This is a genomic window from Sphingopyxis sp. LC81, from assembly GCF_000756375.1.
In the GTDB taxonomy this organism is placed as follows: Bacteria; Pseudomonadota; Alphaproteobacteria; order Sphingomonadales; family Sphingomonadaceae; genus Sphingopyxis.
Map to the genome: position 1 here is coordinate 106740 of NZ_JNFD01000011.1, position 22283 is coordinate 129022.

Here is a 22283-nt window from a genome sequence, read left to right on the forward strand (position 1 = left end):
CGTCCGGCTTTAGCTGGCGGGCACATCCTCGCCGTCGATGCCCTGATATTTGAGCTGGAGATAGCGTTCGCGCGTCGCGAGCTTGTCGAGTTCGCCCGCGGCGAGGCTGCGCGCGGCGCTGCCGATCTCGCTTTCGAGCATCTTCAGCCCGCCGACGAGCGTTTCGTCGGGGGTTCGCCCGGCGTGGGCTTCGGTGCGCAGCCCCGCGGGAATGCGCTGATAGCCGGCGACGAGCTCGGGCAAATCCTCGCCGACGAGCTTGCGGATATTCGCGGCGGCGGGGCTCGCCGCGTCGAGCGTCTGGAGCTGCGGCGCGAGCAGGTCGAGCTGGACGCCGATGCCGTCGACGAGTTGGCGTGCGGGCGCGGGGAGCGCGGGGCGCTGCGCCTCGAGCCAGATTTCGGTGCGGCCGGCGAGCTGCTTGAGGTCGGTCTTGGGCAGATCGGCCTGGCGCGGTTCGGGGAAGGGCGAACGGCCGAACAGCACCGCGACGCCGATGAGGAGGATGAACAGCGCGAGCAGCCCGGTGAAACCGAGCGGCTGGATCAGCGCGCCGAACACCGCGGCGCCGATCAGCACGATGCCGCCCGCGATGAGCACGCGGCCGAGCTTTTTGTAAAGATGCTGGCGGCGCAGCGCGACGCTCTTGGTCCCGATCGGACGGCGGCGCTCGCGCGACCGTTCGATCGCCGAGGCGGCCGTAATCCGGATCTTGTCGACTTCGCTCATGCTCATGATGTGCCTTAGCCTTCGAGCGACGCGAGCGGGCTGTCGGCGCCGCCGACGCTGGCCTGCGCCTGGCTCGCGCCCTCGGCGCGCGCGATATAGCCCTTCGACTTGGCGACCTCGCCCTCGAGCGTCGTCACCGTCGTCTTCATGCTGTCGAGCGCCTTCAGCTTGAAGGTGTCGATCGCGTCCATCGTGTCATAGATATTCTGGAAGGCGCGCTGCAGCGTTTCCATCGGGATCGTGCTCGATGCCGCTTGCTCGTGGATGCGCGCGGTATTGTCCTTAAGCATCTTCGAGGTGCCGTCGATGATGTTCGCGGTCGTCGTGTTGAGCGCGGTGATCTGTTCGAGCACGAGCTTCTGGTTCGTCATCGCCTGCGCGACGGTGATCGCGGTCTTGAGCGCACCGACGGTCGTCGTCGAGGCGCGGTCGACGCCCTTCACCAGCTCGACATTATTCTTTTTGACGAGGTCGAGCGCGAGATAACCCTGCACCGTCACTGCCATCTGCGTGAGCAGATCCTGCGTCCGCTGGCGCGCATAGAAGAGCGCATTTTCGCGGATCACCTTGGCTTTCGCGGGGTCGATGCCGTCGAGTTCGGTCGCTTTGGCTTCAAGCTTGGCGTCGAGCGTGCCCGCAATGTGGACCATCTGTTCCAGCTTGCCCATCGCTTCCCACAGTTTGCGGCGTTCGACGTCGATGGCGGCATTGTCCATCAACAGCTCGTCCTTGCCGTTCGACAAGGCGGTCAGGATGCCGCCGATATGCGTCTGGGCGCTGCGATATTGCGCGAAATAATTGCCCACCTTGTTGCCGAGAATCTTGTCGAAAAAGCCGCGCTTGCTCAGCAGCTTGCCGTTCGCCGACGGGTCGAGCCGCTCGACGGTGTTGCGCAGCTCGATCAGGTTCATTCCGATATCGGTGTCGCGGTCCATCGCCTTGATCGGGCGGTCGAGGAAGCGGTTCGACTGGTTCGCCGCCTCCAGCATTTCCTTGCGGCCCATGTTGGTGATCTGGTCGACCTTTTGGCCGAAGGCGGGCGAATTGACGTCCTGTGCGACGAGGTCGTCGATAAAGCCGTCGACGCGTTCCTCGAGCTTCGATTTCTGTTCGGTCGACAGCGGCACCAGGCCGGCCGCCTTTTCGGGGGAAACCGCGGGCACGGGATCGGGCGGGGTCAGCTTCAGCTCGTCGGTCGCGGTTGCCGTCGCGGTCAGTTCGCTCATTCGTCTTCCTTCCAGCCACCCAATAGAAAATCTGGCCAATGCCTATATGGCATGCGCATCTGTGTTATTCAAGCACCACACCCTGTCCCGATCGCAGCATCGGTGCGATCCACGCGGACAGGATCAGTTGCGCCATATGATAGACGAGGATCGGAACGAGCACCATGCCGGCGATGGCGGGCGGGAAAAGCGTCGCGGCGAGCGGCGCGCCGACCGCGATGCTCTTTTGCGCCGCCGAAAAGAGCAGGGTGATGCGGTCGGGCCGCGCGAGCTTCAGCAGCCCGCCGAGCGCCCACGCGCCGCCGAACGAGAGCGCGAGCAGCACCGCGACCGCTGCGAACACGATGGCGATCTCGCGCCCGTCGAGCAGGCTCCAGATCCCCGCGACGACGGCGGCCGAGAAGGCGACATAGACCGCGATCGCGATCGCGGTGCGGTCCATGAAGGTTGCAAGCCCGCGGTGCGCGAGCACCCACGGCCGCAGCCAGCGCTGCACGAGTTGGCCGGCGATGAAGGGTATGAGCAGGATCGAGACGATGCGCAGCACCGCCTCGCCATGGATCTCGCCGTCGGCGCCGGCAAGCAGCGCAAAGAGCAGGGGTGAGAGCGCCACCCCGCTGAGGTTGAGTAGCGCCGCCGCGACGACGCTCGCCGCGACATTGCCGCCGGCGAGGCTGCTCGCCGCGGTCGCCGACTGGACGGTCGAGGGCAGGACGCCGAGGAAGAGGAAGCCAAGCGCGAGCGTCGCGGGGAGCAGCGGCGCGGTCGCCGCCTGCGCCGCGAGGCCGAGCAGCGCCATAAAGCCGAAACAGAAAGCGAGCGCACTTCCTTGTAGCTTCCAGTTGCGGATGCCGTGCAAAACCTCATCGCGCGGCAGGCGCACACCGTTGAGGAAGAAGAGGAAGATGATCGCCGCGGTCGACACGCCTCCCGCGATTGGCACCGCGGCGCCGCGCACCGGGAGCAGGCTCGCGAGCAGGATCGTCACGAACAATATGAGGACGAAGCGGTCGGGAAAGATGCGGGTGAGCATTGAGTTGAGCGATGGCGGGGAGACGCGCGCTTGGCAAGACCCCGTGCCCCTGCGAAGGCAGGGGCCCATCTCCTGGCTGTTCCATGTTGAACCGGTCGGCGATGGGTCCCCGCCTTCGCGGGGACACTGGCGTTTGTGATCTGCGGGGTTAGAAGCAGCCATGGCCCATATCCTGATCCTCGCCGCGCTGCCCGAAGAGGCCGATGCGCTGTTTCCCGGCACCGGCGAGCGCGTCGACGGATTGTTTGCCGAACGGCGGCTGCCGGTCGCGGGCCACAGACTCACCATCGCAACGTGCGGACTCGGCAAGGTGAACGCGGCGCTTTGCGCAGGCGCGTTGGCGCGCGATGCCGACCTGCTGCTGATGACCGGCACGTGCGGCTCGCTCGGGGCGGCGCCCGGCGCCTATTGGCTCGCCGAGGCGTTGCAGCATGATTATGGCGCCAGCCAGCCCGGCCTTTTTCGCCGCTACCGCGCGGGCGAATGGCCGATCGGCGAAGCCGGGGAGGCGCATTTTTCGGCGGTGGCCGACCCCGGCCTCGGCTTGCCGCACGCGCGCATCGCGAGCGGCGACAGCTTTGTCGCGTGCCCCGATGCCGCCGCCGACCTAGCGGCGCTCGGCGCGACACTCGTCGATATGGAGGTCGGAGCGGTGGCGCAGGTCGCGGCGCGGCTGGGCAAGCCCTGGGCGGCGATCAAGGCGGTCACCGACGAAGCGAACGGCGACAGCGCGGGCGATTTTCACGCCAATCTCGTTCGCGCCGCGCGCGTCGCCGGGCAGGCGGTCGAGCGGCTGATCGCGATGGTCTGACTGTCGCTTCATCGTTCCGCGGGGACCGCCTTTGTGATAGGCTGGCGCCCGTATCGACCGCGGGAGAGACTCGTCATGCGCTATCGATCTTCACTATCCATCGCCGCTGCTTGCGCGCTCTTCGTCGCGCCGATCGCCTTTGCTGCGGGCGGCGGCGGAGGGGGCGGCAGCGCGCCGCCGAGCCAGAGCAGCTACGACCCGACGGTCGATTACAAGAAAGGCGCCGACGCCTTCGCCTCGGGTAAATATGACGAGGCGACGAAAGCGTTCAAAAAGGTCGTGTCGGCGGTGCCGAAGAACCCGCAGGCCAATTATCTGCTCGGTGCGAGCTATATGGCGCAGGGCGATTTCTCGCGCGCGGTGAAGCCGCTCGAAGCCGCGGTGCGCTATGACGAGAAGATGGTCGTCGCGCGCCGCGACCTCGGCATCGCGCAAGCCAAGCTCGGTAAGGCCGAAAAGGCCGGCGAGCAGCTCGCCGCGCTGAAAGCGATGCAGGAAGGGTGTGCGGGAACCTGCGCCGATTCGGCGAAGCTCACCGACGCGATCGCCAAGCTGGAGGCGGCGGTGGCCGCGGGCCCGCAGGCGCAAAGCGCGGTCGAGCCCGAGGTGCGGCTCGCCGCGGCCGAGACGCTCGACGCGACTTATGTTGCCGCCGTCGGGCTGATCAACGAGCATCGTTACGAAGCGGCGATCGCCAAGCTCGACGCGGCGCTGTGGGCGGCGGGGCCGCATCCCGATGTGCTCACCTATCTCGGTTTCGCGAACCGCAAGCTGAAACGCTATGACGCGGCCGAAGCCTATTATCGCGAGGCGCTCGCCATCGCGCCGTCGCATCGCGGCGCGCTGGAATATTATGGCGAACTGAAGCTCGAACGCGGTGACGTCGCGGGCGCCAGGGCGCATCTCGCGAAGCTGGAGGCGATCTGCGGGTTCGGCTGTCACGAGGTCGACGAACTCAAGCGCTGGATCGCGGCGGGGCGTTCATCCGCAAGCTGATCGCGTTCGCGGCGCTGCTCCTCGGCGTCGCGGCGGCGCCGGGCAGCGCGCCGTCGGCGTTCGAACAATTGCGCTGGACCGCGCCGGGGTCCGAGCTGGCGCTGCTCTCGGCGCAGCCCGCGACCTGTCTTGCTAGTGACACGCAGCTTGTCCGTAGTGGACGCGCCTTATTCAGCACACCGACCTTGCTCGGCGGGCAGGCGGCGAAGGCGGGGCTGAGCTGCGCGAGCTGCCATATCAATGGGCGCGGTAATCCGCATTTTCTGCTCGCGGGCGTGTCGGCGGCGCCGGGGACGGCCGACGTCACGAACAGTTTCTTCAGTGCGGCGCGCGGCAATGCGCGGTTCGATCCCGTTGCGATTCCCGATCTCGCAAAGCCAGGAAAGGTCGCGCGCGATCCCGATACGCGTGCGCTCGAAGCCTTTGTCCGTACCCTGATCGTCGAGGAATTCGGCGGGCAGGAGCCGACCCCCGCGATGCTCGACGCGCTGGCCACCTATGTTCGCGCGGTGCGCGCCTGTTCCGGCGAGCCGAGCGTTGGACGGCGTCTCGGCGATCAGCTTTCGGCTATCGGCGACGGCGTCGCGGGCGCAGAGTTGATGCTGGACCGCGCCGATCCGCAAGGCGCGCGGCTCGCGATTGCGGCGATGCGCCATCAACTTGGTTTGATCGCCGAGCGCTACGCGGGGCCGGGCTTTGGCCGCGAGCGCGCGGCGCTACTCGGCGCTTCGCGCGAATTGCAGGTGATTGGCGATATGCCCGACCTCGCCCGGATCTCGCCCGCTCTCGAACGCTGGAAAGCCGATTTCAACAAGGGGGTGGCAACGCGGTTGCGCCGCGCGGAGGGCCGCTCGCTCTACAATGCAGAGCATTTGGCGCGATCGCTGCGATAAAGCGCGCCATCGGCAATCATGTTGCGCCGCAGCACCCATTCTGTTAGGGGCGCGGCGTTTCGCGGCGCTCCGGGCGCTGCCCCCTTCCAATAAGGCCCTTCCGCATGTCTTTGCGCAATATCGCCATCATCGCGCACGTCGATCATGGCAAGACCACCCTCGTCGACCAGCTTTTCCGCCAGTCGGGCACGTTCCGCGACAACCAGCGCGTCGAAGAACGCGCGATGGATTCGAACGACCTCGAAAAGGAACGCGGGATCACGATCCTTGCGAAGTGCACCTCGGTCGAGTGGGGCGAAGGCGCCGACCTGACGCGCATCAACATCGTCGACACCCCGGGCCACGCCGACTTCGGCGGTGAGGTCGAGCGCATCCTCAGCATGGTCGACGGCGTCATCCTGCTCGTCGATGCCGCCGAAGGCCCGATGCCGCAGACCAAGTTCGTGACCGGCAAGGCGCTCGCGCTGGGCCTGAAGCCGATCGTCGTCGTCAACAAGATCGACCGCAGCGACGCGCGCGCCGCCGAAGTGCTCGACGAAGTGTTCGAATTGTTCCTGACGCTCGAAGCCAATGACGAGCAGCTCGACTTCCCGATCCTTTACGCCTCGGGCCGCGGCGGCTTCGCCTCGGACAGCCCCGACGCGCGCGAAGGCACGCTCGAGCCGCTGTTCAAGACGATCGTGTCGCACGTCCCGACCCCGGGCCTGCCCGAAGACGCGCCCTTCACCTTCCTCGCGACTTTGCTCGACCGCGACAATTTCATCGGCCGCATCCTGACCGGCCGCGTCCAGTCGGGCACGGTCAAGGTCAATCAGCCGATCCACGCGATCGACATGGACGGCAAGGTCATCGAAACCGGCCGCGCATCGAAGCTGCTCGCGTTCCGCGGGCTCGACCGCGTTCCCGTCGAGGAAGCGCGCGCGGGTGACATCGTCGCGATCGCGGGCCTCGCGCAGGCGACCGTCGCGAACACCATCGCCGACACCAGCGTCAGCGAGCCGATCGCCGCGCAGCCGATCGATCCGCCGACGCTGTCGATGCGCTTTGCCGTGAACGATTCGCCGATGGCGGGCCGCGAGGGCAGCAAGGTCACGAGCCGCATGATCCGCGACCGCCTGTTCCGCGAAGCCGAAACGAACGTCGCGATCCGCATCACCGAAAGCGCCGACAAGGACAGCTTCGAAGTCGCGGGCCGCGGCGAGCTTCAGCTCGGCGTGCTCATCGAAACGATGCGCCGCGAAGGCTTCGAACTCGGCATCAGCCGCCCGCGCGTCCTTTATGGCGAGGACGAGGCCGGCAAGCGCACCGAACCGTATGAAACCGTCGTCATCGACGTCGACGACGAACATTCGGGCACGGTCGTCGAGAAGATGCAGGTCCGCAAGGCTGACCTCACCGACATGCGCCCCTCGGGCGGCGGCAAGACGCGCATCACCTTCAGCGGCCCGTCGCGCGGCCTGATCGGCTATCATGGCGAATTCCTGTCCGACACGCGCGGCACCGGGATCATGAACCGCCTGTTCGAGAAATATGGCCCGTACAAGGGCGTGATCGAGGGCCGCAAGAATGGCGTCCTGATCTCGAACGGCAATGGCGAAGCCGTTGCCTATGCGCTTGGCCCGCTCGAAGAGCGCGGTATCCTCTTCGTCTCGCCCGGCGAGGCGCTCTATGAGGGGATGATCATCGGCGAGAATGCGAAGCCCGACGACCTCGAGGTCAACCCGATGAAGTCGAAGCAGCTCACCAACTTCCGTTCGACGGGCAAGGACGACGCGATCCGCCTGACCCCGCCGAAGCGCATGACGCTCGAACAGGCGATCGCCTATATCGACGACGATGAAATGGTCGAAGTGACCCCGAAGAATATCCGCATCCGCAAGACGCTGCTCGACCCGCATGAGCGCAAGAAAGCGTCGCGCAAGAAAGAAGCGGCGTAATTACAGTATCGGCGGTAGCGCTGCGTTTTTTGTGAACGCGGCGTTACCGGCGGTTCAATTCTTTTTTCACGCGGCAAGCATAGCATCCGACTCTCCTGCACAGAGGAGAGATGGCGATGACGATGCGCGTGGAAATCGAACGGCTCAGGAACGAGCATCGCCGACTGCTCACGCTCGCCGGTCATTTGGGACGCCATGTCGCGGGGGCATTCCCGCACGATGCGAAAGCGCGCGACGATTTCAACGCGGTGCGCACGCGGTTCCGCACCGAGCTGATCGCGCATCTGAAGCGCGAGGACTGGGTGCTCTATCCCTCGCTTCTCGCCAGCGGTGACCGCCAGCTGACCGACACCGCGCAGAATTACGTCGACGAAATGGGGCATATTTCGGAGGCGTTCGCTGCCTATAGCCGCCAATGGCTGCCCGACGCGATCGCGGCGGACTGGGCGGGCTATTGCGCCGCGACCAAGGGGATACTCGAAGCGCTTGCCGCGCGCATCGAGCGCGAGGACGCGGGGCTGTATCCGCTGGCGCTGACCGTTGAGGCGGTCAACGCCCAAGGCGGGCGCCCGGGCAATGGCCCCGATACGGGCGCGACGGCACAACCGTCCGCCTTCTGACCACCTTCGGACGGGCAACAACGGCTTGAATTGACGTCCGGCGAAGCGCATGAGGGCGGTGCGCCTGCGGCGGGGAGTCGTCCGCCGCTCCGGTCCGATGCACGTCTGTCCTCCGCATCGGGTGGCGCATTTCCATCCTGTGGGAGTCCAAGCGTTGGGACGGTTGATCCTGTTCAACAAGCCGTACGGCGTGCTCAGCCAGTTCACCGATCGCGGGACGCCCGAGGCGCGCGCGACGCTGTCCGATTATATCGACGTGCCCGGCGTCTATCCCGCCGGGCGGCTCGACCGGGATAGCGAAGGCTTGCTGATCCTGACCGACGACGGCGCGCTGCAGGCGCGCATTTCGTCGCCGAAGCACAAGACGCCCAAAACCTATCTGGCGCAGGTCGAGGGCGAGCCTGATGCGGCGAGCCTCGACCGGCTGCGTGCCGGAGTCGAGCTGAACGATGGCATGACGCGCCCCGCGACCGTCCGCCGCATCGACCCGCCCATGCTGTGGGACCGCGACCCGCCGGTGCGCTACCGCAAGAGCGTTCCCGACAGCTGGATCGAACTGACGATCACCGAAGGCCGCAACCGCCAGGTCCGCCGCATGACCGCCGCGGTCGGCTATCCGACGCTGCGGCTGGTGCGCTGGCGGATCGGGGGGTGGGAGCTTGGCGCGCTGGCGCCGGGGGAATGGCGCGAGGTCGGGTAAAAGGTCCGCGCACAATTTCGCGGTCGAACGGCGCCGCCCTTGTCAAAGGCCTGGTGCCCCACTATCCGTCGCGAACCTGGCCCCAGGCGCCTCGACCAGCCGACGCCGCCACCAAAGATTGCTTCAGCTGAGCCCTGTTCCAGCCACTCCCTATGTCGAACAGCTCAGCATCGGGGCGGGGCGCCGCACGCTTGCCATCAGCCTGGCGGTTCTGATCCCCGCGCTCCTGCTGCTCCTGCTGCTCTCCTTTGGCTTTGAAGCGGAGCCCGACTATCGCGAGGCGCGCGTCAGCGTGGTCAGCCTCGAGGCCAGCCAGATTTCGGAGGAAGCGCCCGAACCGAGCAGCGCGAAGCGCGAACAGGCCGAAGATCCGCCCGTGCCGCCGCAGCCGGTAACCGAAGAAGTGCTGCCCCCGCGACCCGTGGAACCGAAGGTCCCGCCGATCATAACGAAGCCGGCCGAACAGCCGCCCGCGCCCGCGCCGGCGCTTCCGCCGGCGCCCGTTCGTCCCCCGAGCGGGAAGGTCTATGGGCCGCCCAACACCGGCGGCGGCTCCTCCGCCTCGCGCGACACGGAACGGGTGGGGACGGCTCCCAATGGCGAGCCGCTCTATGCGGCGGCCTGGTATCGCGAGCCGAGAGACGATGAACTTCGCGGCTATTTGTCGACCGCCAGCGGGCCCGGCTGGGGGCTGATCGCTTGCCGCACCGCGCCCGATTATCGCGTAGAGGATTGTGTCGGGCTCGACGAATATCCGAACGGGTCGCAGATCAATCGCGCGGTGCTCGCCGCGGCGTGGGCGTTTCAGGTGCGGCCGCCACGGCTCGGCGGACGTCCGCTGGTGGGCGCCTGGGTCCGCATCAGGATCGATTACGGGGTCAGGCGGCGTTAGGGGCGGGAAGCCGTCGACGGCGGTGCGGACGGCGATCCGTGGCCATTCTTCGGCCGTATTTCAAGGCGAGGATCGGATTTCAGGGAGGGGCATCCAATGACCATGAAATCCGTCGCCGCATCGCTCGCGCTGCTGTCCTGCTGCGCGTCGCCGCTCCACGCCCAGACGATCGAGGGCCGCGTTCCTCTGAACGGCGCCGGCCCGGTCGCGATGGGGGGCTTTGTCGGCGCCCGCCTGCGCATCCCGCTCGGCGGAACGAAAAGCGACGAGGCACGGAAGCTTCGCGTGGGCCTGACCATGGCGCCGATGCAGCGGAGCGACGGGGCGGGGCTGAAAGGACCCGCGTGGCGCATCGGCGAGGGGCTCGAATTCGGCTTTTCGGGCGATGAGCGATCGCCGCATCTCTCGCTCGCCGGGCAGCGGCTGACACCGGCGCGCTATGCGCCTGGCCGGTCGACGCCGGCGAAGGGGCGCAGCAACATGTCCGACGCGGGGACCGTGGCGGTCGTCGTCGGCGGCCTCGCCCTCCTTGCGGGGGTCGGGCTGCTCGTCGCCCTCGATGCGTCGGACGACCCCGACCGCTGCTGCGAATAGCGGCGGCGGCCGAACTGTGACGGCTCCGGTCAGGCCGGGCGCCGATCGATTCGGCTTTTCTGACAAATCGGGCGGATAGCGCGGAGGTGCGCCATCCGCCCGGCTGTCCCGGCCGCCGGGATAGCGGCCGGGGGAGGGGTTACTTGGTCGTGTAGCCGCCGTTGACGAGGATCGTCTGGCCGGTCATCCACCAGCCGTCCGATACCAGCATGCGGATCCACGGCACGATATCCTGAATGTCGGTGAGCCCGGTCTTCGTGAAGGCTGAGAGCGCCGCGGCGGATTTGTGATAGGCCTGCGCATCCTCTCCCTCGGCGGGGTAGAAGAAGGGGGTGTCCATCGGGCCGGGGCCGATCGCGGTCACCGAAATGCCGCGTGTCCCGAACTCTTTCGATGCGGCGCGGGTGAAATGTTCGACCGGCGCCTTGGTCCCCGCATAGGCGGCGTAGAAGGGCGTGTAGGCGCCGAGCAAAGATGTAACGAGCGTGCAGATTTTGCCATTGTCGTTCACATGTTTGCCCGCCTCCTTCAGGAAGAAGAAGGCGGTCTTCGAATTGACCGCCGTCATCTCGTCATATTCGCCTTCGCTGATGTCGGTGAAGGGCTTTTTCAGCACCTTGCCGACAGTATTGATCGCGATGTCGGGTCGGCCGATCGCGGCGATCGTGTCGGCGAAAAGCTTTTCCATCGCAGCGGCGGACGTGAGGTCGGCCTGAAAGGCGACCGCCTCGGCCCCGGCGGCGCGGATCGCGGCGAGCGTCGCTTCGGTCTCGGCGGCCGAGGCGCCGCTGTTGTAATGCACCGCGATCGCCCTCGCGCCCTGCGCGGCGAGGTCGCGCGCGATCAGCCCGCCGAGATTCTTGCCGCCGCCGGCGATGAGGACGGTTTTACCCTTGATGCTGTGATCGGCCATTTTGGTCTCCTTGGTCGTTGATTATCCAAGGCTAAGGCGCTTTCGCCTTGTCCGCTTTCAAATTCCGGCACAATATTCGAATATTATCTTCGGCGAGTCGTGGGGGCTCGCAAGGTGGGTGATTGACCGAAGCCGCAACCGTCTGGGATGGTATCAGGCCGCGATCGGGGCGCGACGTCGTCGCGCGGTATCAGGCGCAGATCGGTCAGCTCGCCGTTCTTGCCGCAACCGAAAATCTGGAGCAGCCCACCGACTGGGCGTTCGAGGAAGATCATCATATCGTCGTCGTCCACCTGGGCGGCCGGCTCGACCAGATGGAGTGTGAGTTTTCGGTCGGGCCTTCGGGTCCGGCGCTGCCGTCGCGCGGCGATCTGTGGGTGATTCCGGCGGCGTGCCGCTATGCCGCGCTTGCGCAAGGCGAGCGGGCGGAGTTCGTCGAACTGGGCGTGCCGACCGCATTGCTCGCCGATGCGCCGCTCGCCGCGCGGGTCCGCCATCGCGACGATGTCCTCTTTGAGGGGGCGGCGCGGCTGTTCGAATTGCTGCACAACGCCGACGACGATCTGGCTCGAATGGCGGCGCATGAGGTTGGCGATGCGCTCGAGCAACATCTGCGTCGGTTCTATGGTTGTCGCGAGCGGGTGCCGGGGCATCGCGCCCTGTCGGCGTCGGATCGCAACCGCCTCGTCGATGCGATCCGCGGGCAACTCGATGCAGAGCATTGCCTTGCCGGACTGGCGTCGCTGGTCGGCTTCGACGTTCGCCGCTTCACCGAAGCGTTCCAGCAGGCTTTCGGCCTGTCCCCCTGGCAATATGTGATGCGTGCGCGGCTCGACGAGGCGGCGCGCCGGCTGTGGTATGGCGAGGAACCGGTGACCGAGGTGGCGTTGGCGACAGGCTTTGCGTCACCCAGCCATTTCGCGACGGCCTTTGCGCGGCGGTTCGGGGTGCCGCCGACGCGCTATCGCGCGGCTGCGCAATAGCGGTCCGAACCGGCACCCGGCGCTGCGTGCGCCGGGTGCCGGTTGCGGGGGGATCAGAACTTCAGGCGCGCGCCGACATAGAATTGGCGGCCATTGTCATAGATCGCGCGCGGGCGGTCGCGGGTGCCCGAATATTGCTCGATCTTTTGGTTGGTCAGGTTGATCGCGTCGGCGGTGAGCGCGATATTGTCGGTGATGTTGACGCTGACCGATGCGTCGAGCGACGACAGCGCAGCCTGGTTGAGCGGCGCCGCGCGGTCGATATCGATGAAGAATTTCGACCGGTAGTTGTACGAGAGCCGCGCGCTGACGAGGTCATTCTCGAAATAGCCCGACAGGTTGAGCGAGTGTTTCGAGTTGCCCGGGATCGGATCGCCATTGTTCGCCTTGGCATCCGAATAGGTGTAGTTCACGACCGCGCCGAAGCCGCCCCAGATCGGGCGCGACACCTGGAATTCAAAGCCCTGGTTGCGTCCGCCGTCGCCGTTGCTGCGGCGGTTGATCTGATAGGGGCAGTTGAACAGGTTCGGATTGCCGCCGCCCGCCGCGACGCAGCCTGCGGGCTGCGATCCCGGCACGAAGACGCTCGGCAGGATTTCGGTCGAGGTCGTGTTGACGATGTACGACTGGATATCCTTGTAGAAGGCGGCGAGCGCGACGATCGTCTCGCGGTCGGGATACCATTCGATCGAGAGGTCATACTGGTTGGCGCGGTACGGATCGAGGTTCGGATCGCCGCCGCGCCCCGTCAGCAAGGTGCCGTTGAGGTCGACGCCCGGGGTGATGTCGACGAAGTCGGGGCGCGTCACCGTCTTGCCCGCGGCGAAGCGCAACACGACCTGATCCGACAGGTCGACCGACAGGTTCGCGCTCGGCAGAATGTCGGTGTATGACCGCTTCGCCGTCGACGGGGTAAAGCCGCCGAACGGATTGGTGAACTGCGGGTTCGCGCCGCCGATGATGAAGCCGTCCGAGGTCTGCTTCGTCTCGATCACGCGCACGCCGACATTGCCGCGCCAGCCGTCGCCGCCGAATTTCGCGAGGCCATAGCCGCCCCACGCCTTTTCGTTGATCGAATAGCTGTTGCCGGGGACGAGGAAGCGGTCGGTTCCGGGCGCGGTCTGGGCGCCATAGATCGCACGCAGCTTCGCCGGATCGACGCGCCAATAGTCCTTCAGCGTGCCGGGCGCCGCGATATTGTCGAGGAAGTCGCCGGGCATCCCGCTGCCGGTCGCGAAATCGGCCGAGGTGCAGGCGGCAGCGCCGCAGCGCAGGCCCGGGGTGAACACGCCGCCATTGGTGGCGAAGCGTTCGGCGACACGGTCGTGGTCGGTATATTTGACCCCGAATTTGAGCGCGGTCATCGGGCCCCATTCGACCTGCTTTTCGACGTCGAGATAGAAATATTTCTCCTCATCGTCGTTCGTCACCGACTGCATGCGCGCAAAGTCGGGGCGGATGCCCGCCGGGTTGAGCGGGTTGGGGTTGGAGAAGGTGACTTCGGGACGGCCGCTGCGCAGGTCATAGGCGAAGGCGCCGGGGCCCGCGAACTCGATGAAATTCTCGTTGCTCGTGTCGCCGTTCGCCTTGGTCCAGCCGGCCTTGAAATGCACCGAGAGGCTGTCGGTCGGGCGGTACGTCAGGTCGAAGTCGGCCGAGACGGTCTTGGCGACCGCCGCCCGGTCGATCGCGTCATAAACGACCCCGAAGCCCTGCGTGCCGCCGGCGCGCGACGCGACATTGCCCGCGACCGCGACGCCGTCCTCGACCACGGCACCCGTGATCGTGCCGCCGCCGCCGAGTGCCTGTTCGCCCCACGCGATGTAGTTCTGGTTGAAATTGTCGGCGTTGAAGCGCGAATAGAGGCCGGTGATGTTGACTTCGAGTTCGTCCGACGGACGGAACTGGATGCCGATATTGGCGCCATAGCGTTCGCGGTCCTGTTCGAACATCGTCGAGCCGATCAGCGTCGGGACCAGCGCGCTCTGCCCACCGCCGACGGGGAAGGAGCGGTAACCGAAGATTTCGAGCCCGTCGCGGCGCGTGCGGCGCTTCTGATAGATGGCGCCGACGAGGACGCCGAAGGTCTCGGCTTCATTCTTCCAGCTGACGAGGCCCGAAAGCTGCAGGTCGAACTTGCCCGACAGGTCCGAATAGACGCCCTGCACCGAGGCGGAGAGGGTAAGCGGTTCGAGGTCGAGCGGGTTGCGCGTGATGACGTTGATCGTACCGCCAACCCCGCCTTCCTCGACGTCGGCCTGCGGGCTCTTGTAGACTTCGAGGCGGCCGATGATCTCGGCGGGCAGGGTGAGGTAGTTGAAGCTGCGCGTCGAGGCGACCTGGTCGAGAATGAACCAGTCGGCGGTCGCGACGCTATGGCCGTTGAGCAGGGTCTTGGTCAGGTTCGGCGCGGTGCCGCGCAGCGAGACGCGCTCGCCTTCGCCGAACTCGCGGTTGACGACGATGCCCGGAACGCGCTGGAGCGCCTCGGCGACATTCTTGTCGGGGAATTTGCCGACATCCTCGGCGGTGACGACGTCGGCGATCACCGACAGGTCGCGCTTGGCGTCGATCGCCTCGCGGAGCGACCCGCGGATGCCGGTGACGACGATTTCACTTTCCGCTGCGTCGGCGGCGGCCGGGGCGGGGGCCTGGGCGTGGGCCGCGCTAGCGGCAAAAAGCAGCGTACCAATGCTGGCCGAAGCGAGCAGATATCTTGCATTGGTCATGTTAAGTCTCCCTCTTTTTGATCTTAGATCAAGTTTTGCTCTAATTTTGAGGGAAATTTATACATACCAATCTATCCGTCAAGCTGAATTTGACGCAATTTATGCCCCGTACACGCGAAGTGCGCGGAATTTTGGTACTTTATTGGTATTATTATGACAGCGCTTAGCGCCCTAACTAATTTCCGGTGCGCGAGTCGCGCTTAGCCCGATGGGCTAGAAATCCGGAAGCACCTGGTTCGCAAATCCCCAACCTTTGAGTTCGGGGCTCGCGGCGCGGTCGAGCAGGTCCTCGCCATCCTTGATCGTCCAATGTCCCGCCTTTTCGACATCGGCGAGCGCGTCCCAGCCGATCGGCACCGCGACCGGCGCGCCTTCGCGCGCGCGCGCCGAATAGGGCATGATCGCGGTGCTGCCGCGCTGGTTGCGCAGATAGTCGATGAAAATCTTGCCCTTGCGCTTCGCCTTGCTCATCGTCGGGGTGAAGCGGTCGGGCTCGGCGAGGCTGAGCGCCTCGGCGAAGCGTTTCGAGAAATCCTTGTGCGCATCCCAGCTGTGCCCCGGATCGAGCGGGACGACGACATGTACGCCCTTGCCGCCCGAGAGCATCGCGAAGCTGACGAGCCCGATGTCGGCGAGCTGGCGGCGGATGTCGAGCGCGGCTTTCTTGACGTCCGCGAAATCGAGTCCCTCGTCGGGGTCGAGATCGAACACCATGCGGTCGGGCTTTTCGAGCGCTTGGACATGGCTGCCCCAACCATGGAATTCGATCGTCCCCATCTGGACGCAGGCGAGCAGGCCGTCGGCGTCCTCGACATAGAGATAATCCTCGTGCCCGCCGTCCTTCTCGCGGATCGGGACGTGCAGCACATGTTCGCCGAACGAGCCCGAATCATGCTTTTGGAAAAAGCATTTCTTGCCGCGCCCCTGCGGACAGCGGACGAGGCTGATCGGGCGGCGCGCGGCGTGCGGGAGCATCACCGGCGCGATCGCGGCATAATAGTCGGCGAGGTCACCCTTGGTTGCGTTCGCCTCGGGGAAGATGACGCGGTCGCGGCTGCTGATCTTCACGTCGCTTTCCGGAGCGGGCGCGGGCTGCTTCTTTTCGGGGGTCACGTCTTTTGCCTCCTTGTCGCGGCGCAGGCCGAGGAAGCTTGCATGGCGCACCGATCCGCTCGCGGTAAATTCGGCGAAGGCGATTTCGGCGACGAGATCGGGTTTGAGCCAATGGACCTTGCGCGTGGTTCCGGCATCGACTTCGAGCGGGGCGGTCTTGCGTTCCCGGCTCGCGAACTTCCTGGCGAGGTCGGCCATCGTGGCAGTGTCGAAGCCGGTGCCGACATTGCCCTTGTAGACGAGCCTGTCCCCTTCGCGCTGCGCAAGGAGGAGCGAAGCGAAGGGCCGCGCCTTGGTCGATGAGGGGTTCCAGCCGACGAGGATGAACTCCTGCCGCCGCGTGCATTTGACCTTCACCCAATTTTTCGACCGGCGGCCCGAATAGGCGGCGTCGGCGCGCTTCGAGATGATGCCTTCCTGCCCGGCGCCGCACATTGCGGTGTAGAGTTTTTCGCCTGCGCCGATGACATGGTCGGCGACGGCGATCGGTGGCGCCGCGTGGCGGAGCAGGGCTTCGAGCCGCTCCTTGCGTTCGAGATTGCCGAGTTTCGCGAGCGATTTGCCATCCAATTCGAGCAGGTCGAAGGCGAAGAAGAGCAGGTCCGTTTTTTCGTCCTGTGCGCCGTGGCCGCGTTTGAGGACCGCTTGCAGCGACGAGAAGTCGGGATTGCCGTCCTTGCCATAGGCGACGATCTCGCCGTCGATCAGGCACGGCGGCAGGTCCAGCGCGGCGATGTGGCGGACGAGCGGGGCGAATTTGTCGGTCCAGTCGAGACCATTGCGCGTGTAGACGCGCACGTCCGATCCCGCGGCGGCTATTTCGGCGCGGTAGCCGTCATATTTGATCTCGTGAAACCAGCCATTGCCGCCGGGGACGGCGTCGACGAGCGTCGCGAGCTGGAGCGGACGGAATTTCGGGGGTTTGCCTTTTGCGGCGGGCTTGGCGACCTGCTTGTTGTGCGCGGCGGCGACCTGCATCTTCTTGGCGAAGGCCGCGCCCTTCGCGCCCTTCAACGATTGTTCGCCGCCCTCGTCGCCGGCGATCTCGGCCATCGTGCGGCCGGTGAGGATGCTCGTGAGCTGGCGGCCGACGAGGTCGTCGGTGCCGCCGGCATAGGCATCGTCGACCTTGCGGAGCAGCCAGTTTTCGCGTTTCTCGCCCGCGCGCGGCTTCATGCGGACGAGCAGCCATTCGCCCTTCATACGCTCGCCGTCGAGCGTGAAGTGAAGATGGCCCTTATCGATGTCCTTGGCGCTCTTGCCCTCTATGGCCTTCCACGTACCGCGGTCCCACAGCATCACGGTGCCGCCGCCATATTCGCCCTTGGGGATGCTGCCCTCGAAATCGGCATAGCTCATCGGATGGTCTTCGGTGCGCACCGCGAGGCGTTTATCGGCGGGGTCGGCGCTCGGTCCCTTGGTCACCGCCCAGCTTTTGAGCACGCCGCCCGCTTCGAGCCGGAAGTCGTAGTGGAGCCGCGTCGCGTCATGCTTCTGGACGATGAAGCGGTTGCCCTTTCCAGGGGCGACCTTGCCCGCGGGCTCGGGGGTCAGCGCGAAATCGCGCTTGGCGTTATATTGGGCGAGGGGGTCGGGCCGGGCCATCAGGCGCGCTTTCGGGCGGGCGCCTTCTTCGCCGGGGCCTTCCTGGCGGGCGTCTTCTTTTCCTCGGCGGCGGGGGCTTTCTTCTTGCCGTCGACCGAGGCTTTCAGCGCCGCCATCAGGTCGATGACGTTCGAGCCGCGCGAGACCTCGGCGGGTTCCTCGACATCCTCGAGCACGCGCTTGCCCTTCGCCTTCGCCTTTTTGGCGATCACGCGTTTGAGCGCATCGACATAGTGATTGTGATAGTCGCTCGCGTCGAACTTGCCGCTCTTCTTGCCGATCAGCGTTTCGGCGAGGTCGAGCAGGTCGCCGTCGGGCCTGGCATTGCCGACGTCGCGGAAATAATTCGCCGCCTTGTTCACCTCGTCGGCGTAGCGCAGCACTTCGAGCACGAGGCCGCGCCCGCACGGGCGCAGCGCGACAAGCTGTTCCTGCCCGCGCAGTGCGAGCTGGCCGAGCCCGACCTTCTTCGTGCGCTTCAGTGCTTCGCGAAGGACAATATAGGCTTCTTCGGCAAGCTCGTCGGCGGGAACGACATAATAGGGCTTGGTGTAATAGAGGACGTCGATCGCGTCGGTGTCGACAAACTGGACAAGCTCGAGCGTGCGCTTGCTCTCGAGCTTGACCGCCTCGATCTCCTCCTCGTCGAGCAGGACATAATTGCCCTTCGACAGCTCGAAACCCTTGACGATATCGTCATGGTCGATCGCGCCGATGCCGGGCACGACCTTTTCATATTTGACCGGTTTGCCGCTCGGTTCGTGGATCTGGCGAAAAGTGACCGCGGCGCCCGATTTGGTCGCCGAATAGATTTCGACCGGGATCGATACCAGCGCGAGCCGGATCTGCCCCTTCCAATAAGCGCGCGCGGCCATGGCATTCCCTTTCGCTATCGGGAGTCACAATGAACAAGGCGGCGAGCAGTTCCCATGTCGGGGCCGCTGACACCTGCTCGCCCCGCCGACCCGACACGAAGCAGAAAGGGTCCATTCCGGTGCGGACCCTTCGTGCGTTTCGAACGTTATCGAATATCAATTTGCTTTCCCATTGCGGTGCCCTCAAGATGACGCCCGAGGGACCCGTTCGTATCGCTTGGAGCAGCTATGCCTTTGAGCCACGAAATAGAGCGACTGCGCGCCGAACATGCGGCGCTGATCGCGCTGGCGCGGATCGTGACCGAACTGACCAACACCCAGGCGCCGCCGCAGTTAACCGAGCTCGCGTCGGCGCGCGGGCGGCTGCGCGAGATGCTGGTGCGCCACCTGAAATGCGAGGACTGGATCCTCTATCCGCGCCTGCGGGCGACCGGCGACCCGGACCTGATGCACATCACGCGCGAATTCGAATTGGAAATGGGCGATCTGGCGGCGGACTATGTCGCCTATGACGACAAATGGACCCCCAAAAGGGTCGAGGCCAAATGGGCGGAATTCGGCCGTGAGACGGCAGCGATCTTCGGCTTGCTGGCGTTGCGGGTCGAACGCGAGGAGCGCGAACTCTACCCGCTTGCCGACAAGCTTTATGTCGCGGCCGCGGCGCTCGGCCCGGCGATCACGGACGAAGCGACAATTTCCAACTGAGCGCGACGCGCCAGTCCTGATCATAGCCGGGCACCGGCTGGTTCCACGCGTCGGCGAGTTCGAGGCCGATCGTCGCGTTTTCGGCATAGGAGAGGCGCACGCCGCCGCCCCAGCTGCCGAGCCGGAAATTCGTTCTCGGAATCGCCGTCCGCGCGAGCAGCGTGACGTCGGCATAATCGACGAAGCTGTAAATCTCGCTCTTCGCCAGCTTGCCGCCGCGCAGCGGGCGCAGCGCGAATTCGCCGAAGGCGGCATAGCCGCGGTCACCATTGACCAGTCCGTCGTCGAACGCGCGGCCGAAGGTGGCGCCGCCGACGCTGAAACGCTGCGCCGCGGGCAGGCGGTCGCGGGTCCAGCGGCCGGTCGCGGCGGCACGGAGGATCAGGGCCTTGCCGATGGCCTGATTCGCCTCGATGCTCGCGTCGGCATAGAGGAAATCCACCTCGCCGACGCCGGGATCGACGCGTGCGCCCGCAAAATCGAGGCCCTTGGCGCCGCCGATACGCGCGCCGACGACGGTGCGCTCTTCGCTGAGGCGAAAGGCGAGGCTGCCGCTCGCCGTCCAGGTCTTCTCGGCGGCGATCGTCGAGCCGAACAGCGCATTTTTCGAATCGAGATAGTCGATCCGCGCCGCAGCGACCAGATTGCGCCGCGTCGCGCGGATCAGCGGGTGGGTGATGCCGAACCCCGTGCTCCATGCTTCACCGTCGATCGCGAGCCCTTTGGGCCGGGTGCGCAGCGCCGCGGCCGAGATTTCGGCGCGCGTACCGCTGGCGCCGATCGGGGTCGAATGGCTCGCTGCCATGTAGAGCAAGGATTTGAAATTGACCGCCGCGGCGCCGGTGAGCCGCGTTTCATCGCCGCTGCGCAGCAGGCTGGTGCCGCGTGCATTCGCCTCGACGATGCCGTCGTTGACGAACTGGCTGGTGCGGGTGGTGAAGCCGAGGCCGATCGTCGGTTTCTTCGCGTCGATTGCGAGGTCGAGCGCGACCGCGCCCTGTTCGCCGCCGAGCGCGAGCGACGGGGTGACGGTAAGGCCCGGAATATCGGCGATATTGCCAAGCGCGCGTTCGAAGCGCGCGCGCGGTAGCGGACGTTGGCCGACGAGGCTCCGCGCCATCCGGCCGACGAGCGGCGCGGGGCCGCTGTCGCGCTCACCGCTCAGCGTCACCGACCCGATATGGCCCTCGGCCGAGGCGACGGTGACGATGCCGCCTGACAGATCCTGCTCGGGGATGACGAGGGTGAAGAGCGCGACGCTCGAGCGATTATACGCGCGCGTCATCGCGGCGGCGAGTTTCGCGAGATTGTCCGCCGATGCGCGCTTGCCGACGAAGCGCTGCGCCGCGCGGCCGACATTGGCGGGCACGCCCGCGCCGACGAAGCGGATTTCGCGGATCGTGATGTCGGGGCGCGCGCCGAGCTCGACCTTGCCGAGCGAGAGGGGCTTGGCTTCGGGATCGGGAGGGGGGTCGCGGGTGCGATGGGGGGCGGGGGGCGGGCGGCCGTCGAGCGGCGTCGCCGCGGGTTGGGCCGCGAGCGCCGCGGCGGGGAGGAGCAGGGCTCCGGCCGCCGCCGCGGTGCAGGCGTTGCGCAATGGGCGCATCGGGTGCGGCTTCAGTTGCCGCGCTTCGGTTTCAGGCCGCCGAGGACGCCCCCGACGGTGCCGGTGACCCCGGTGACGAGGCCGGTGACGGGATCGACCGCCGTGCCGCCGTCCGTTGCGCCGCCGCCCACTTGTCCGAGAGCGCCGGTCGCCGTGGTGACGACGTTGCTGACCAGCGTGACGGGCGATCCGACGGGGCTGCCGCCCGGCGTCCCGCCAGTCAGGCCGCCGGTGGCGCCGCCGAGCAGATTGCCGCTGGTGCCGGGCTGGAGCGTGACGAGTTGGCCGCCCGATCCGACTCCGACGGTCAGCAGGCTGCCGTTCTGCTGGCCGGGCGAGAGGATGCTCGCACCGATCAGCGGCGAGGCGGTCGGGCTGCCGATCGCGGTCGCCTTGCCGATCGTTGCGGTGATCAGCTGGCCGGGGGCGGCGGCGAGGCCGTCGACCAGATATTGCTGGCCATTGCCGGTCTGGACGAGCGCGACACCGGTGCTTTTGACGACGCCGACGACGGTGCCGACGAGGTTGCTGTTGCCGGGCACCTTGCCGTCGACCGCGCTGGCGAGCAGCAGTCCCTTGTCGGCGATGACATTGACGAGCCCGCCCGTCTTGACGAGCAGGCCGCCGATAACCGGATTGGTGCTGGCGGGATCGCCGGTGTTGGCGAGCAGTCCGGTGCCCGCGACGCCGCCGGGGCCGACAAGCCCGCCAACCGCGGTCGCGCCCGCGCTGCCGAGGCCAAGGCCGCTGCCGGCCGGGCCTGCGGGGCCCGCGGGGCCGGTCGCACCGGTTGCCCCGGCCGGACCGGGTGCGCCCGCCGGGCCGACGGCGCCGGTGGCACCGCCGCTGCCGACGCTGCCGACGCGGTAGCTGCCCGACGATTCGCAGGCCGCGAGCGCGAAGCAGGCCGGGATGAGGATGAGATGGGCTGGGCGGAATTCAAGACGGAAGAAAGGCATGAGATATCCCCTTCGTACATGATCTGGTCCCTAAAGCCCCAGATTCCCGAACGAACTCCAAAGTTCCCTTTGTTGTTGAAATTAATTGTTATTAACCGAATATATAAACCGATGACTCATACGATAGTCACGGATTTCCTTGCAAAGAGATCACAGGCGTTAACTAAAATTTTTCTGTAGTTCTTTCTTTCTGATAACTTTGCGCCATCAGCATGTGCCCCATCAAGGGACGTGATTTTCATAAATTGATTTTAGTAAAAAGGTTCCCGCCCGGATGGCGGCGCGATTGCCGCCGATCCTACTTCTTTCCGTCATCGCGCTGTCACGCCTTCGCCGCAGCGCAGCAATATCGCCCGCCTATGCC

Annotated in this window: 19 protein-coding genes; 10 read left to right on the plus strand and 9 right to left on the minus strand. The window is 66.1% G+C overall.

The features are described from left to right. Window positions 1-9 precede the first annotated feature (9 nt). The 3 genes from FG91_RS06680 to FG91_RS06690 form a co-directional block, all read right to left on the minus strand. Window positions 10-735 carry a hypothetical protein gene (locus FG91_RS06680; RefSeq protein WP_037513524.1) on the minus strand — a complete coding sequence of 242 codons (726 nt, stop codon included), beginning with the start codon at window positions 733-735 and terminating at the stop codon, window positions 10-12. 8 nt (window positions 736-743) lie between these two features. Beyond that, a complete protein-coding gene (locus tag FG91_RS06685) occupies window positions 744-1955 on the minus strand; it encodes a toxic anion resistance protein (protein ID WP_037513525.1) in 1212 nt (403 codons plus the stop codon). Between the two features lie 64 nt (window positions 1956-2019). Next, complete coding sequence (locus tag FG91_RS06690; RefSeq protein WP_037513526.1) at window positions 2020-2988, minus strand: bile acid:sodium symporter family protein; 969 nt, start codon at window positions 2986-2988, stop codon at window positions 2020-2022. Between the two features lie 160 nt (window positions 2989-3148). Here FG91_RS06690 and FG91_RS06695 point away from each other — a divergent pair, with 160 nt between their 5' ends. The 8 genes from FG91_RS06695 to FG91_RS06730 all read left to right on the plus strand — a co-directional run bounded on the left by FG91_RS06695 (window position 3149) and on the right by FG91_RS06730 (window position 10431). After that, entirely contained in the window at window positions 3149-3799 is a 651-nt protein-coding gene (locus FG91_RS06695) for a 5'-methylthioadenosine/S-adenosylhomocysteine nucleosidase family protein (RefSeq protein ID WP_037513527.1), read from the plus strand. Window positions 3800-3874: 75 nt separating this feature from the next. Continuing rightward, complete coding sequence (locus tag FG91_RS20905; protein WP_052187368.1) at window positions 3875-4795, plus strand: tetratricopeptide repeat protein; 921 nt, start codon at window positions 3875-3877, stop codon at window positions 4793-4795. A gap of 68 nt (window positions 4796-4863) precedes the next feature. Continuing rightward, window positions 4864-5688, plus strand: coding sequence for a hypothetical protein (locus FG91_RS06705; protein ID WP_152568024.1), 825 nt, complete (start codon window positions 4864-4866; stop codon window positions 5686-5688). A 104-nt stretch (window positions 5689-5792) separates the two neighbouring features. Continuing rightward, the gene (gene typA, locus FG91_RS06710) at window positions 5793-7625 is read left to right on the plus strand and encodes a translational GTPase TypA (protein WP_037513530.1); all 1833 of its coding nucleotides are present in this window, start codon (window positions 5793-5795) and stop codon (window positions 7623-7625) included. A gap of 116 nt (window positions 7626-7741) precedes the next feature. Continuing rightward, window positions 7742-8245: a hemerythrin domain-containing protein gene (locus FG91_RS20910; protein WP_161785633.1), complete on the plus strand. Its 504-nt coding sequence runs from the start codon at window positions 7742-7744 to the stop codon at window positions 8243-8245. 154 nt (window positions 8246-8399) lie between these two features. After that, window positions 8400-8945, plus strand: a complete 546-nt coding sequence (locus FG91_RS06720; protein ID WP_037513532.1) for an rRNA large subunit pseudouridine synthase E — start codon at window positions 8400-8402, stop codon at window positions 8943-8945. Window positions 8946-9063: 118 nt separating this feature from the next. Then, the gene (locus tag FG91_RS06725) at window positions 9064-9837 is read left to right on the plus strand and encodes a hypothetical protein (RefSeq protein WP_052187370.1); all 774 of its coding nucleotides are present in this window, start codon (window positions 9064-9066) and stop codon (window positions 9835-9837) included. A 96-nt stretch (window positions 9838-9933) separates the two neighbouring features. Beyond that, window positions 9934-10431: a hypothetical protein gene (locus tag FG91_RS06730; protein ID WP_037513533.1), complete on the plus strand. Its 498-nt coding sequence runs from the start codon at window positions 9934-9936 to the stop codon at window positions 10429-10431. A gap of 139 nt (window positions 10432-10570) precedes the next feature. Here the strand turns inward: FG91_RS06730 and FG91_RS06735 are convergent, their stop codons facing one another. Beyond that, window positions 10571-11344 (minus strand): SDR family oxidoreductase, encoded by a 774-nt coding sequence (locus tag FG91_RS06735; protein ID WP_037513535.1) that lies wholly within the window; start codon window positions 11342-11344, stop codon window positions 10571-10573. Window positions 11345-11466: 122 nt separating this feature from the next. Between FG91_RS06735 and FG91_RS06740 the strand changes: the two genes are divergently transcribed. Continuing rightward, on the plus strand, window positions 11467-12327 hold the full coding sequence (locus FG91_RS06740) for a helix-turn-helix transcriptional regulator (RefSeq protein WP_037513537.1): 861 nt from the start codon (window positions 11467-11469) through the stop codon (window positions 12325-12327). Window positions 12328-12380: 53 nt separating this feature from the next. Here the strand turns inward: FG91_RS06740 and FG91_RS06745 are convergent, their stop codons facing one another. From FG91_RS06745 to ku, 3 genes are all read right to left on the minus strand, one after another. Next, entirely contained in the window at window positions 12381-15056 is a 2676-nt protein-coding gene (locus FG91_RS06745; protein ID WP_081940459.1) for a TonB-dependent receptor, read from the minus strand. Window positions 15057-15269: 213 nt separating this feature from the next. Further along, window positions 15270-17774, minus strand: a complete 2505-nt coding sequence (gene ligD, locus FG91_RS06750) for a DNA ligase D (RefSeq protein WP_037513539.1) — start codon at window positions 17772-17774, stop codon at window positions 15270-15272. Continuing rightward, entirely contained in the window at window positions 17774-18649 is an 876-nt protein-coding gene (gene ku, locus FG91_RS06755) for a non-homologous end joining protein Ku (RefSeq protein ID WP_037513541.1), read from the minus strand. Before ku ends, ligD begins: the two co-directional genes overlap by 1 nt. A 228-nt stretch (window positions 18650-18877) precedes the next feature. Between ku and FG91_RS06760 the strand changes: the two genes are divergently transcribed. Further along, window positions 18878-19354: a hemerythrin domain-containing protein gene (locus FG91_RS06760; protein WP_081940460.1), complete on the plus strand. Its 477-nt coding sequence runs from the start codon at window positions 18878-18880 to the stop codon at window positions 19352-19354. Here the strand turns inward: FG91_RS06760 and FG91_RS06765 are convergent. Then, window positions 19326-20960, minus strand: coding sequence for a ShlB/FhaC/HecB family hemolysin secretion/activation protein (locus FG91_RS06765; protein WP_152568025.1), 1635 nt, complete (start codon window positions 20958-20960; stop codon window positions 19326-19328). The two genes, FG91_RS06760 and FG91_RS06765, sit on opposite strands and share 29 nt — an antisense overlap. 11 nt (window positions 20961-20971) lie before the next feature. Beyond that, entirely contained in the window at window positions 20972-21919 is a 948-nt protein-coding gene (locus FG91_RS20915; RefSeq protein WP_052187372.1) for a hypothetical protein, read from the minus strand. Window positions 21920-22283: the final 364 nt, after the last annotated feature.

Coding starts and splice junctions, on each gene's coding strand:
- FG91_RS06680 (WP_037513524.1), bottom strand. CDS start 735: ATGAGCATGAGCGAAGTCGACAAGATCCGGATTACGGCCGCCTCGGCG.
- FG91_RS06685 (WP_037513525.1), bottom strand. CDS start 1,955: ATGAGCGAACTGACCGCGACGGCAACCGCGACCGACGAGCTGAAGCTG.
- FG91_RS06690 (WP_037513526.1), bottom strand. CDS start 2,988: ATGCTCACCCGCATCTTTCCCGACCGCTTCGTCCTCATATTGTTCGTG.
- FG91_RS06695 (WP_037513527.1), top strand. CDS start 3,149: ATGGCCCATATCCTGATCCTCGCCGCGCTGCCCGAAGAGGCCGATGCG.
- FG91_RS20905 (WP_052187368.1), top strand. CDS start 3,875: ATGCGCTATCGATCTTCACTATCCATCGCCGCTGCTTGCGCGCTCTTC.
- typA (WP_037513530.1), top strand. CDS start 5,793: ATGTCTTTGCGCAATATCGCCATCATCGCGCACGTCGATCATGGCAAG.
- FG91_RS20910 (WP_161785633.1), top strand. CDS start 7,742: ATGACGATGCGCGTGGAAATCGAACGGCTCAGGAACGAGCATCGCCGA.
- FG91_RS06730 (WP_037513533.1), top strand. CDS start 9,934: ATGACCATGAAATCCGTCGCCGCATCGCTCGCGCTGCTGTCCTGCTGC.
- FG91_RS06735 (WP_037513535.1), bottom strand. CDS start 11,344: ATGGCCGATCACAGCATCAAGGGTAAAACCGTCCTCATCGCCGGCGGC.
- FG91_RS06745 (WP_081940459.1), bottom strand. CDS start 15,056: ATGACCAATGCAAGATATCTGCTCGCTTCGGCCAGCATTGGTACGCTG.
- ligD (WP_037513539.1), bottom strand. CDS start 17,774: ATGGCCCGGCCCGACCCCCTCGCCCAATATAACGCCAAGCGCGATTTC.
- ku (WP_037513541.1), bottom strand. CDS start 18,649: ATGGCCGCGCGCGCTTATTGGAAGGGGCAGATCCGGCTCGCGCTGGTA.
- FG91_RS06760 (WP_081940460.1), top strand. CDS start 18,878: ATGCCTTTGAGCCACGAAATAGAGCGACTGCGCGCCGAACATGCGGCG.
- FG91_RS06765 (WP_152568025.1), bottom strand. CDS start 20,960: ATGCGCCCATTGCGCAACGCCTGCACCGCGGCGGCGGCCGGAGCCCTG.
- FG91_RS20915 (WP_052187372.1), bottom strand. CDS start 21,919: ATGCCTTTCTTCCGTCTTGAATTCCGCCCAGCCCATCTCATCCTCATC.